This window comes from Chryseobacterium glaciei (genome assembly GCF_001648155.1).
In the GTDB taxonomy this organism is placed as follows: Bacteria; Bacteroidota; Bacteroidia; order Flavobacteriales; family Weeksellaceae; genus Chryseobacterium; species Chryseobacterium glaciei.
The window spans coordinates 1,883,200-1,896,477 of the sequence record NZ_CP015199.1; the positions used below are offsets into that span (position 1 = coordinate 1,883,200).

The 13,278-nt window shown below is 34.8% G+C and carries 10 protein-coding genes; 2 read left to right on the plus strand and 8 right to left on the minus strand.

The window, feature by feature from the left end:
- Positions 1 to 21: 21 nt before the first annotated feature.
- The 3 genes from A0O34_RS08380 to A0O34_RS08390 all read right to left on the minus strand — a co-directional run bounded on the left by A0O34_RS08380 (position 22) and on the right by A0O34_RS08390 (position 4,418).
- Positions 22 to 1,863 (minus strand): M1 family metallopeptidase, encoded by a 1,842-nt coding sequence (locus A0O34_RS08380; RefSeq protein WP_066753681.1) that lies wholly within the window; start codon positions 1,861 to 1,863, stop codon positions 22 to 24.
- 216 nt (positions 1,864 to 2,079) lie between these two features.
- Positions 2,080 to 2,547, minus strand: a complete 468-nt coding sequence (locus A0O34_RS08385) for a DinB family protein (protein WP_066753684.1) — start codon at positions 2,545 to 2,547, stop codon at positions 2,080 to 2,082.
- A 182-nt stretch (positions 2,548 to 2,729) separates the two neighbouring features.
- The gene (locus A0O34_RS08390; protein ID WP_066753686.1) at positions 2,730 to 4,418 is read right to left on the minus strand and encodes a DUF6909 family protein; all 1,689 of its coding nucleotides are present in this window, start codon (positions 4,416 to 4,418) and stop codon (positions 2,730 to 2,732) included.
- 215 nt (positions 4,419 to 4,633) lie between these two features.
- Between A0O34_RS08390 and A0O34_RS08395 the strand changes: the two genes are divergently transcribed.
- Positions 4,634 to 6,829 (plus strand): glutamine synthetase III family protein, encoded by a 2,196-nt coding sequence (locus A0O34_RS08395; protein WP_066753690.1) that lies wholly within the window; start codon positions 4,634 to 4,636, stop codon positions 6,827 to 6,829.
- A 336-nt stretch (positions 6,830 to 7,165) separates the two neighbouring features.
- A complete protein-coding gene (locus A0O34_RS08400) occupies positions 7,166 to 7,876 on the plus strand; it encodes a C40 family peptidase (RefSeq protein WP_066759584.1) in 711 nt (236 codons plus the stop codon).
- Positions 7,877 to 7,954: 78 nt separating this feature from the next.
- On the opposite strand, the gene A0O34_RS08405 is transcribed toward A0O34_RS08400, so the two are convergent.
- The 5 genes from A0O34_RS08405 to mreC form a co-directional block, all read right to left on the minus strand.
- Positions 7,955 to 8,536 (minus strand): pentapeptide repeat-containing protein, encoded by a 582-nt coding sequence (locus A0O34_RS08405; RefSeq protein WP_066753692.1) that lies wholly within the window; start codon positions 8,534 to 8,536, stop codon positions 7,955 to 7,957.
- A 112-nt stretch (positions 8,537 to 8,648) separates the two neighbouring features.
- Positions 8,649 to 9,878 (minus strand): rod shape-determining protein RodA, encoded by a 1,230-nt coding sequence (gene rodA, locus A0O34_RS08410; RefSeq protein WP_066753694.1) that lies wholly within the window; start codon positions 9,876 to 9,878, stop codon positions 8,649 to 8,651.
- Positions 9,875 to 11,905 carry a peptidoglycan D,D-transpeptidase FtsI family protein gene (locus A0O34_RS08415; RefSeq protein ID WP_066753696.1) on the minus strand — a complete coding sequence of 677 codons (2,031 nt, stop codon included), beginning with the start codon at positions 11,903 to 11,905 and terminating at the stop codon, positions 9,875 to 9,877. Before A0O34_RS08415 ends, rodA begins: the two co-directional genes overlap by 4 nt.
- Positions 11,902 to 12,408 carry a rod shape-determining protein MreD gene (locus A0O34_RS08420; protein ID WP_066753698.1) on the minus strand — a complete coding sequence of 169 codons (507 nt, stop codon included), beginning with the start codon at positions 12,406 to 12,408 and terminating at the stop codon, positions 11,902 to 11,904. Before A0O34_RS08420 ends, A0O34_RS08415 begins: the two co-directional genes overlap by 4 nt.
- Positions 12,401 to 13,255 (minus strand): rod shape-determining protein MreC, encoded by an 855-nt coding sequence (mreC, locus tag A0O34_RS08425; RefSeq protein WP_066753700.1) that lies wholly within the window; start codon positions 13,253 to 13,255, stop codon positions 12,401 to 12,403. The genes A0O34_RS08420 and mreC overlap by 8 nt, the downstream gene beginning before the upstream one ends.
- Positions 13,256 to 13,278: the final 23 nt, after the last annotated feature.

Below are 13,278 nucleotides of genomic sequence, written 5' to 3' on the forward strand. Positions count from 1 at the left end.
CTCCTTTATATATTCTATTTTTTACTGTTTCACTTCTAAAAAGTTATCCTTCATATTCACATCCGCAATTCTCTGACTGAAATCTATTCCCAGAACAGATAATTGAGACTTCGTGTAAGGAACTGTCAACGTATATTCTTTCTGAGTCCAAGGCCAATACGCTACTGTTTTAAAATCACCGTAAGCATCTTTCGACTTCCAGGTGTGAGTAAGATTTGTTGGAATCTGGTAAGTAACAATTTTCTTATCCGTAGTCATTACACTGAAATCGATCGGCATTGGAACTTGTCCGTTATTAACCAAAGTAATCGTTGTAGATTTTGCATCGTATTTTACATCTTTAATTCCGTAATCGATCGTTTTTGTGGTGTTGATCCAATAATGATGGAACCATTTCAAATCCATTCCTGAAACTTTCTGTGCAATGTGAAGAAAATCTCTGTCTGTAGGATGTTTCATGCTCCATTGATCGTAGTATTGTTTCAAGGTTTCAGCTAGGTTTTGTTCACCCATGATGTAGCCTAATTCAACCAAATATAACTCTCCTTTTATATAAGTTGAATAGGTATAAGAAGTTCCGTTATCGTGGTGATCTCCTAACCAAACTGCAGGTTCTTCAATCTTCTTTTCAAGGAATTTTCTGTAAGCATCCAACCTTTCAATAAAAGGATTCGGTAATTCTTCAGGGAATAACTGATGCATGGTGTACCCTTCCGCATAGCTTGTAAATCCTTCATCCATCCATGGTCGCATAGATTCGTTGGTTGCCAACATTTGCTGATACCATGAATGAGAGCCTTCGTGAGCCATTAATCCCATTAAATCTTTACTATTTTTAGCTTCACCTAAAATCATGGTACACATCCCATACTCCATTCCGCCGTCTCCACCTTGGATGAAAGCGTAAGTCGGATAAACATATTTTCCGAAGTGACCATTCATGATCTGGAAATATTTTGTAAGATAAGCCGGAGCTTCTTCCCAAGCTTTCGTTTTGTCATTGTTTTGATAAACCAAGAAAACTTTTGGACCTTCCGGAACATCAAAACTTTTTACAATGTAGTCTCTGTCGGCACTCCAAGCGAAATCCAGCATATTTTTGGCTGTCCATCTCCAAGTTGCTTTTTTATCTTTTTCGGTTTTGATTTTTGCATTGGCATCGTAACCTTTAACTTCTGTCGGATTTTCAAGGATTCCCCCTGCTCCAATTACATAATCTTTATTAATTTTAATCGTCACATCAAAATCAGAGAACGGCGAATGAAACTCCCTTCCCAAATAATCGAAAGTTGCCCATCCGTCATAATCGTATTCTGAAATTTTAGGATACCATTGCGTCATGGTCATATCAACGCCTTCTTTGTTGTTTCTTCCGCTTCGTCTGATCTGCTGAGGTATCACAGCGTTCCATTCCATTGTGAAATTGGTTGTAGAATTTGGTTTGATAGGTTCTGCCAAATATACCTTCATTATCGTTTCCTGAATTTCAAACTTCAGGTTTTGTCCATTTTGTTTGATCCAGTGAATATTTTGAGCTCCTTCTTCATTTTTTGGAATAGAAGGCAATCTTGAAATACCATCTTTTTGCAATCTTGAATCACCATTTTTACCTTGGCTTGCCACTCTTTGATCCATCATTGAATTAGATTTAAAAGCATTCCAGTATAAATGGAAATACACAACGTTCAGTTCGTCCGGAGAGTTGTTGGTATATTCTAAAGTTTGATTTCCCTGATAAGTAAATTTTTCCGCATTAACATCAATATCCATCTTGTACTTCGCAGCCTGCTGATAATAAGGCGTCTGCTGTGCCTGAAATTGAGAAATGATAAATGCAAATAGGATTGCAACCGATTTTTTCATTTAAAATTTTATTTTTTTAAAGATAAGTAATTAAAATAAGACCTAAAAAATGGAGTTATGTTGAGGTTTTATTTCGTTTGATATGGTTTTAGATGAATTTTAATTGGGTTTGTTAAATATTTAAACACTAATATCACAAATGAATTCACAATTTTAAACACAAATAATATTCGTGTTATTTGTGAAAAGATTAGTGCTAATTTGTGTTTAAAAGAATTAATTACTCAATAGCTTTTTAATCAATGTAATCTGACCCAAATGATAATAAGAATGTTCAATCATTCCATCAATATTTCTAAGGTAAGTTCCGTACTTTTCATCAACAAAAACTTCATCCATTTTAGAATCAGGCATTTGTTCTAATAGTGTTGCAAACTTTTCAGAATCGATCCATAATTGACTTAATAATTCTTCCCATTGTTCCTGAGATTCAATTGAAGAAAGGTCAAAACTATATTTATCTTTAATTTCAAGCTCACCACCTTCAAATACATTGATAAGTCCTGCAATATAATAATGAATGTGAAAAGTAAGCATTGCAATCGTATTCAAAGAACTGACTTTTGTTGTTGCCTGTTCCCAGTTTACATCTTTAAGCTGATCTTTAAAATTGGTATTCGCAATCCAGAAACCATCAAGCAAAACCTCTCTGAATCTTTTTGATAATTGTGAAACTGAACTCATTATTTTAATTTTTTTAAAGATAAAGTTTTCTTAAACACGAATAACACAAATAAAAAAGCACAATTTTAAACACAAATGAAATTCGTGCTATTCGTGAAAAAATTAGCATTATTTGTGTTTAAAGAAAACAAAAAACCTCAAATGCAGAACACTTGAGGTTTATATTTAATGTAGAATCAAAATTATTTTTTAGCAGGTAATTTTTTACCGCTTTCTAAAATCTTTTCTAAAATTTTCAAGGTAATCAGATACGTTGGTTTTACCCCTGTAAGTCCTAAACCTCCTGAAGACAGTGTACTTCCCGTTTCCAAAGGATTATCCGAAGCATAGTAAGCGTAGCAAACAAAAAGATCCGGTGCAATATGATGTCTGATTTTAGACGCCACCTGAATTGCTTTCTGGTAATGCGCTCCTTCCATTTCCAGTCCGATTGCCTTCCAAGAAGTATGCATGAAATATGACAAGATATCTCTGTTTTGAAGTGATGTTCCTAAAACTGTGATCATCGTTCCTTCAAAAGCTTTTAATTCGTCATCTTTAAAATCATCCAGCTTCAAAGCATTTTCAAAAGGATAGTTATCTGCTGTTCCTTCAAAAATATGAGAAGTTGGAATCATGACATCCCCTTTTGCGCCTTCTAGAATTCCAGCTTTCCCCATGATGGAAACAGATTTCACTTTCATCATATAAACCTCTCCTTTTTGTTCGAAAGGTCTTAATAATTCATCCATTACCTCAAAAGCCTGTTCTCCGAAAGCATAATCAAAAACCATAATTACATCGTCTCCGCCATATTTAATATGCCCGAACGGTGTGTTTTTAAGTTCTGTTTTGCTTAAGTCAATGATCTGAACATCGATGTTACTTCCGCTTTTGTCATCAATATAAATTAAACCTTGGTCTAATGCATATTTTGAAACCTTATCACGTAGATCTTTTTTGTCGGAAATATCTCCATACATTTTATAGTCTACTTCTTTGTGATCTTTTTTCTTCAGAGCATCATTTCCGTACAACATATTTTTCACTGAGTGCATGTTGGCAGAAATAATATGTAACGGACGCATGTGAAGATCGTTTTCAAATAAAACATCTTTCACTTTGTTCGCCCATTTTTCACCAAAATAATGGTGACCTACTCTTTCCTTTAATATAGCACTGAAATGAATTTCTCTTTCTCTGCTTTGTTTAGCATCTTCTAAACTTACTTTTCCTAAGTTGTAAATGATCTTAAACAAACGGTCTGGATTGTTATCGTCTCCGAAAGTGTTGTAAGCTCTCAACGTTTCATCAAAAGTTCTTCCTATTAAAGAAGATAAGTGAATAAGAGCAACCTCTTTCTCCTTTCTTGTGAATTGTTTTTCGCCTTTTACTACTTCTTCAATAATTTTAAAAGCGCGTGTCGGCTTCCAGTTTTCGTCCTGAATGAACGCCAGATTACGGATTTTGTCCGCTTCTATAAATAAGAATGTTAAGTGAGTAAGAATGTCATAGATTTCTGAACGTCCCAAAAGAACTTCGATATTCATCTGGTGTTCGTCTATTCTGTAACAGTTTCTTCTTCTCTTTTTAGGTACAATTGGTTCGAAACTTCCTTTATCAAAACCCTCATCTGATGTAAGATGAATAAAAGCACATTCCTCAATTCCCTCTGGAAGTCTGTCTAAAACATACATCAAACCATCTAGCTCCAATTTGTTTGGAACATTCATGGTACCATAAATTTCAGGATTGATTGTTTTCAACAAACTTCTAATACTTTCTCCAGAAACACCCGCTGGCTTGAAAAATCCTCTATAAAATAAATGTCTCATAGAGATGTATAGTCTTTCAATTGCCTCTGTTGTTTCTCTTGCTCTAGAATTTGTCATAAAATAAATTTCACACAAATATACGAAATCTCCCCTCAACTTATTTTAAGTATCTTTTAACAAACTACTTGACATAATAAGAATTTGATGAGGTTAAAAAATTAAATTATTGTTTAAATTTTAATAAATTTCACAGATACCCCTAAAAAAATCAGGGTAAAAATATTTTTAATCTATTTTTTTTGTAAATTTGCCCCACAAAATACAACCTTAATATGTCAACTTTAAGATTTAAAGCATTAGAAACATTACCATTCAAGGACTTTAGAAAAGATAATTCGGTAGAAATTCCTGCGAAATTGTCAGAATTATTTTGTGAAAATGTATTCTCTGAGAACACAATGAGAGAATATTTAACAAAAGAAGCATTCCAATCTATTATGGATGCTATTAAAAAAGGAACGAAGATCCAAAGATTAATTGCAGATCAGGTAGCAGTAGCTATGAAAGATTGGGCAATGAGCAAAGGAGTAACGCATTACACGCACTGGTTTCAGCCTTTAACAGGAAGTACTGCAGAAAAGCACGATTCATTCTTCACACCGATTGAAGGCGGAAGAGCAATCGAGAGATTCAGCGGAAACTTATTGATCCAGCAAGAGCCTGATGCATCTTCTTTCCCGAACGGAGGAATCAGAAACACTTTCGAAGCTAGAGGATATACTGCTTGGGATCCTACATCTCCTGCTTTTATTATGGGAACTACTCTTTGTATTCCTTCAATCTTTATCTCTTATACAGGAGAAACTTTAGATTACAAAGCACCTCTTTTAAGAGCTTTGAATGCTGTAGATGAAGCTGCAACAAACGTAATGCAGTATTTCGACAAAAACGTAACAAAAGTAACTCCTACTTTAGGTTGGGAGCAAGAATATTTCTTGGTTGACTCTGCATTATACCAATCTCGTCCTGACTTGGTATTAACCGGAAAAACTTTATTAGGACACTCTCCTGCAAAAGGGCAGCAGTTAGATGACCATTATTTCGGTTCAATTCCTACAAGAGTAATGAACTTCATGAAAGAATTGGAAATCGAATGTATGAAATTGGGTATCCCTGTAACAACAAGACACAACGAGGTTGCGCCAAACCAATTTGAGCTGGCTCCAATGTTTGAGGAAGTAAACGTTGCTGTAGACCACAACTCTTTGTTGATGGATGTTATGGCAAGAATTGCTCACAGACACCATTTCCACATTTTATTCCACGAAAAACCATTCGCAGGAGTAAACGGAAGCGGAAAACATAACAACTGGTCTTTAGCTACTGATACAGGTGAAAACCTATTAAGCCCAGGAAAAAATCCTAAGAAAAACTTACAGTTCTTAACATTCTTCGTTAATGCAATTAAAGCAGTTCATGAATATGCTGACCTTTTAAGAGCAAGTATCGCTTCTGCAAGCAACGACCACAGATTAGGTGCTAATGAAGCTCCACCGGCAATTATTTCTGTATTCATCGGAAGTCAGTTATTCAGAGTGTTGGAAGAATTAGAAAAAGTAACTGAAGGAAAACTTTCTCCGGACGAAAAAACAGATCTAAAATTAAATGTAGTTGGAAAAATTCCTGAAATTCTATTAGATAATACTGACAGAAACAGAACGTCTCCATTTGCATTTACAGGAAATAAATTTGAAATCAGAGCGGTAGGTTCTTCTGCAAACTGTGCAGAATCTATGACCGTAATGAACACGATTGCTGCAAAACAATTAGGTGATTTCAAAAAAGAAGTTGATGCTTTAATCGAAACAGGATTGAAGAAAGACGAAGCTATTTTCAATGTATTAAGAGAATATATCAAGCAGTGTAAAAACATTATGTTTGAAGGCGATGGATATTCTGATGACTGGGCAAAAGAAGCTGAGAAAAGAGGCCTTAACAACTTAAAGACTACTCCAGAAGCTCTTAAGCAAGAAATGGATCAGAAGTTTGTAGATCTTTATGAGGAAATGGGAATTTTCACTCACAGAGAAGTTGAGGCTAGAAACGAAATCAAATTAGAAAAATATTCTACAGTTATTGATATTGAAGCAAGAGTTTTAAGTGATATCGCAAGAAACCACATCATTCCTTCCGCTTTAAATTATCAAAACAGATTAATTGAGAACGTAAAAGGTCTTAAAGAAATTTTTGAAGACAAAGAATTCAAAAAATTAGCAAAAGAACAAATGAGTTTAATTACTCAGATTTCTGAAAACATTTCTAAAATCAAGTTAGGTGTTGAGGATCTTATGAAAGCGAGAGAAGCTGCAAAAGCAACGTCTGACAGCCAAAAGCAAGCAGAAGTATACTGCACGAATGTAATTCCATTATTTGACCCGATCAGAGAAGCTTCTGATGATCTTGAAATGATGGTTGACGATGAGCTTTGGCCAATGACGAAATATAGAGAAATGTTATTTACAAGATAACATCTGTAAAGTTCCATATTAGTTAAGCTCCTCGGTTTTTTCCGGGGAGTTTTTTTTGATTTATTAACAGTCTGAAAATTGGAGTTTTAAAAACTAGACTATGATTAATAAAGGAAATATCAATTATTATGTTAAAGAATCATAATAAAAAAAACCGCTCACTCACCAAAAATGGGACGTAGCGGTTGGTTTTTCTTTAACATACTTAAAGTATATGTTAAAATATGTTAAATACATAACCTGATAATAATCATATCGGGCTCGTTTTACTCGGAATCTCTACTTTTGTAAGGCTTTTGAAATAAATATCCCATTAACACGGTAATAAATATGTATATGAAGAAAAGAGTTTTGTCTTATTTAGTAGCTTTAGTTTCTACAGTCTCACTACAATCTTGCGTTACAAATTATGTAGTTTCAAAACCAGCAACTTACTCTAAAGAATACAAAACAGATGCCAAACTAGCTTCAATTGATACGAACAAAATGGAGCAGGATAAGCAAAGACTTATTAACTCTTTTCTTGCGGAAAAAGCGGCATCTATAGCAAATGCAAAAAATTCTATTAAAAATGCAGGCATTGCTAAAGTAGTAAAATACAATAAAACAATAGACAATATCCTAACGGAAGCTGAAACATACCTAGGAACTCCTTACAGATATGGAGGAATGACGAGAAACGGTATAGATTGTTCAGCTTTTGTGCTTTCTGTATTCGGAGCAGCAGCAGGGCTTAGCTTACCAAGAGTAGCAGCTTCTCAGGCTCAGGAAGGAGAAAAAATTGAGAAAGAAAACCTACAGAAAGGAGATTTGATTTTCTTTTCTCACGGTAGAAGAATTTCTCACGTAGGTATTGTAGAAAGTGTTTCTGAAGAAGGTGAAGTAAAATTCATTCATGCAGCCACTTCAAAAGGTGTTATGATTTCTTCTCTTAATGATTCTTATTGGGGACCTAAGTTCAGATTCGCAAAAAGAGTGATTAACGAAAACGGAGAAGCTTACAACAACCTAGCTGCAACAACAGCAACAGCCGCAACAAGTTTTTAATTTTAAATAATTGATTTAAATAATGAAACCATCAAAATTTTTGATGGTTTTTTTATTATGTTTTATATTGAAGCTTGATTAGCTATTTCTCTCTATTTGTATATCGAGCTTATATAATAGACCATGCACCTCAGAAAGGGAGAATTTAGCCTTTTTAAGCTTATTAATATTAGGATCTATGGAGTAGTTGATGGAAGTCCTGAAATCTGTTTTTTCAAGGTTTGCATTCACAAATACAGCTCCCGCAAGATCACAGTTTATAAATACCGAATTTGAAAGATCACATTCTTCAAAATCAACCTCAATTAACTTTGAATTTTTGAAAAAAGTCTTTTTAATCGTTGTTTTATAAAAGGTGGAATTATTCAGAGAGCATTCATCAAACTTAAATGACAATCCAAATTCATTGCAGTCACTAAATTGAAGTCCAAACATTTTACATCCTTTAAAAATCACATCACGAAAAGCCGTGTTTGAAAGCTTTGCCATGCTTAAATTGCATCCTATGAACTCACAGTCGGTAAATTTAAATTCGGATAGATTTACATATTCAAAATTACAATTAAGGAAAGTGCAGTTTTCATATTCGCCTTTTTCCAATGGAGATTTTCCAAAATCTGTGTTTTCGAAATTTTGGTCAAGAATGTATGCTTCTTTCATAAAGCTTATTGATTTTATTAATGATTTATTCTCCGCAGATTTTACAGATAGTTTAGGTTTTAAATTTAAAATTAACGGAAAATTTGTACACTTCCATCATCCAACTTCCAGCTTACACCAGACTGTTTTTATCAGCATAATTTAATTTAAAGAAAATAAAAGTCATGATCGAAAAGGCCAATAATGAACTTCCACCATAACTAAAGTACGGTAACGGAATCCCAACGGTTGGGAAAAGCCCCATAACCATCCCTAAATTGATCGTAAAGTGCATCAAAAGAATCGAGGCAAAACAATACCCGAAAACACGATTAAATATAGATTTTTGCTGTTCTGCGAGATAATAGATCCTTCCGATATAAACCATGTAGCAAAGCACAAGAACTGCACTGCCTATAAAGCCCCATTCTTCACCAACCGTACAAAAAATATAATCGGTTTCCTGCTCAGGGACGAATTTTCCTTGGGTAACAGAACCTTCACGATATCCTTTTCCTAAAATTCCACCAGAACCGATCGCTGTTTTAGAATATAATAAATTGTAACCGGAAGTGTCTCTAAATGCTTTTTCACCTTTAAAAAGAACTTCAATTCTTTCTCTCTGGTGTTTTGGAAGTTTTTCTAAGATTTTTGGTGAGCCAAAAGCCAATCCACATAATAAAACAATAGACCCAATAATACTCGCGATGGAAATTACATCCCAAGACATTTTATAGTAATTCATTGCGATCCACCCTGCCGCAATCACCAAAATAGCGACAACAACGTAAATTGGGTTTATAGCTAAAGATACTAAGAAAACTCCCGCAAAAAGGAATCCAATTCCGAAAAGCAAACCACTTAATCCTTCTCTATATAAAGCAATAAAAAATGCCGTAAAAACCAATAATGAACCCACATCGGGAATTGCCAAAACAACAACTGCAGGAATAGCGATAATCGCCAATATGGTTAAAAGTGATCTTCTGTTACTTAGATTAAAATCCGGTCCGGAAACATAATTGGCAACCATAAGCGTCGTCCCAATTTTGGCAAACTCTACAGGCTGCATGGTAAAACTCCCGAATTTATACCAGTTTTTTTGCCCTAAAATCTCCTTACCAAAAGGAAAAAGACCAATAAGCAACAAGACTCCGCCGATATAAAAAATACCTGCCATATTTTCGAAAAACTTACTTCTTCCAAAAAAGATAATAAGCCCTACAAATACCGAAATACCGAAAAAAGCCAATTGTTTTTCGCCTAATTTCTGGTCAACACTGTAAATATTTGCGATGGCAAAAATGCAAAGCATGAAGTATAAACCAAGACCCAACTTATCTATTCCCTCTGTCCATTTCATTGCTTCGTGGTTTTGATATTTTTGGTTTCTTCGTCTATCTTTTTCTGCAGTTTTACTTTCTGTTCTTTAATAAAATTAAGGCTGTCCTGAATTTTTTTCAATTTTACAGAATCCGGTTTTGGGTCTACATATAATCCTTTACGTTTTAAATCTGCGACCCACTGTCTTTTATATTCAGGCATAAAGCTTGAAGTGATCATCTTTTTGTAAAGATTTTCTCTTTTCAGATCTCCTGTAATATATTTTTCAGCAATTACGGTACAAGCAGGGCCAGCCCAAGTTGCCCCAAAACCAGCGTGTTCCATTACGGCAACAACAACTATTTTAGGTTTATCAGCTGGAGCGATCAACACGAAAATCGAGTTATCTTTCCCCTGAGGTACCTGTGCGGTACCTGTTTTTGCTAATTGTGTAAAGTCGTTTGATTTTAATCCTCTTGCTGTTCCTCTTAAAACTACGGCTTCCATTCCTTTTAGAACGGGCTCAAAGTGTTTTGGATCAACAAGGGTTTTATGTTTAGTTTTAAATCTTTTGTCTGGATTTGGTTTTCCATCAATTGCTTTTACGATGTGAGGCGTGTAATACCAACCTTTATTGGCAATAGCTCCAACATAATTGGCCAATTGTAAAGGCGTTACCAAAACATCTCCCTGCCCCATTCCGTTGAAAACAGCTCCGGTAGCCAAAGCATCCCAATTTTTAGGATCTTTTTTGGCTCCACTTGCTTTATAAATGGACTGCATTCTTTTCTCGTAAAACTCACCGGAAGGAATTCTGCCTTTTGCTCCAACAGCCAAGTCATTGTTTAGGAATTCTCCTACGCCAAAGCTATTCAGGATTTTTTTCCATTCATCAACTCCTTTGGAAGGGTTTCCCGGATATTTATTCATAATAGCTAAATAAGCATATGAAAAATAACAGTTACTTGAAATCTGTATTGCCGGTATCAAAGGATCTGCTCCGCCGTGACCTTTAATTCTTAATCCTCTATAATTAAATCCTCCTCCACACGGGAAAATAGTATTTTCATCCATTACTCCCATCTGCATTGCAGAAAGGGCAGTCAATAATTTGAATGTTGAACCTGGTGGATAAGCCGCCTGAAGTGATCTGTCAAAAGTTGGTTTATTTTCATAAAGTGTATCTTTTGATAAAGCGTATAAATTTCTAGACTTATTTGGACCCGTGAAAACATTGGGATCAATATCTGGTCCGGTCGCTAAGGTTAAAATTTCACCGTTATTTGGATCGATGGCAACGATGGCTCCATGTTTATTCACAAGCATCTCTTCGGCCATTCTTTGAAGGTCGTAATCAATGGTAAGTGTAATATCTTTACCTGTTACTACATCTTTATCTAAAGTTCCATCTTTGTAAGAACCAATATTTCTAAGTCTGATATCCTTCTGAATATATTTAATTCCCTTTATTCCACGAAGTTCTTTTTCGTATGATTTTTCAACTCCTGATTTTCCTGCGAAATCTCCCGGTAAATAATAGGTAGAATCTTTTTTAATATCTCTTTCATTCACCTCACTCGTATAACCCAAAAGGTTTCCAGAAGTAGAAACTTCATACTGACGCTGAGGTCTTGAAACAATACTGAAAGCCGGATATTTAAATATAATCTCCTGTACTCTGGCAATATCTTCTCTGCTAAGATCCTTCAAAAAAGTCATCGGGGTCAGCTTAGAATAATATTTTTCTTTTTTAATGATATTAATTCTTTTAATGAAATCATTCTTATCGATTTTCATTAAGCTACAAAAAGCCAATGTATCAAAATCAGGTTTCATTAAGGCTTGAGTAAACGAAATTTCATAAGCCGGCTGGTTGCCCACCATGATCTTACCGTTTCTGTCGAAAATTACGCCTCGTTGAGGAATAACGTACTCCGTTTTAATGGAAGTATTGGCCGCATTAAGTGCATAACGGTCGGTAAACAACTGCAAATAAGCAAGTCTCGCCACAAAAATAAGAGCGATAACAGCAAGGGCGGAAAAGATTTTTAAATAACGTGTGTTCAAACTTTTTGTTTGATTTTAAATATTAATGCGTAAATAACGATAAATATAAATGAAATTACGCTTGTTACCAACACATTAAGTAATATTTCAAAAATTCTGCTAAACTTAAAGAATTCAATATATTGTACAAAAAGTTGGTGCAAAAATATACTTGAAAACAGAAACACTAAAAACTGTGCCCATTGAAGGGACTGAAAAGAGAAAAAGTCTGTAGATGTATCTGTAGATGTCCTGAAAATCAAGGTTCTGTAATAAGCAATCAAAGTGGTTGCAAATGCATTGATTCCCCATGTGGACAAGAATGCATCAACAGAAAGCCCAATTAAGAAACTTAAAGCTAAAAATTGATATTTATTTCTGAAAAAAGGATAAAACATAACGAACACAGGATATAACACCGGAGTATATTTTCCGAAAATAACAATCCTGTTCAATACAAAAATCTGTAATGCAACAAGAAATATCATGATTAATATGTCCGTAAATAAAGTCCTGCTAATCATTTTCCTTTTTTATTACAGCTTGCATTGTATCCTGAATCTTTTGAACTTCAGCCTTCTTAAGGTTTTTAACAACAAAGATTTTATTCAGCGCGCCCATTTTTTCACTAAGCTCAACCGAAATATCCCAAAAACCTGTTTTATTATCAACGGAGTAACCCGCAATTGTACCGATCATCACTCCTTTAGGGAAAATTGCCGATTTACCGTCTGTTACAACGCTGTCACCAATTTTTAAAGCAACATATTTAGGAACGTCTGCCAAGTGCATTACTCGGGAGTTATCTCCACTCCAAGTTAATGTTCCAAAATATCCTGAGTTTTTAAGAGCTGCATTAATTCTGATTGTATTTACACTTAAAACAGATTGAACTAAAGCATAACTATCTGTAGAATTAATAACGATTCCCGCGATACCTCTTGGAGCCATAACTCCCATTTGAGGATATACACCGTCTCTTCTACCACGATTAATGGTAAAATAGTTGTTTCTTCTATTAATACTGTTGAAAACGATCTCTCCGTCTACAAATGTATAGATCTGTCCTCCTCCTAAAGTATCATGAACTTTTCTGAATACCGGATTCTTGGCTCCCTCTTTTCCGTAGAGTTCCACCATTAAAGCCTTATTTTGAGCTACCAGATCTTCGTTGACCTGTTTTAGCTTAAGATAAGTAACTCCTTCATCAATATATCCGGAAACCCTAGAGTTTAACGCAGCCGACTGGCCGGCAACCCAAGATCTCTGCATGGCATTCTTAGAGAATATCAGAACCAGAGCAATGATTTGCAAGAAAATAAAGAAGACAAAAAGAGAGTTCTTCGAAAATAATCTCAGCAAAAATCCCATTCAGATAAAGTGTCGTAAAAGTT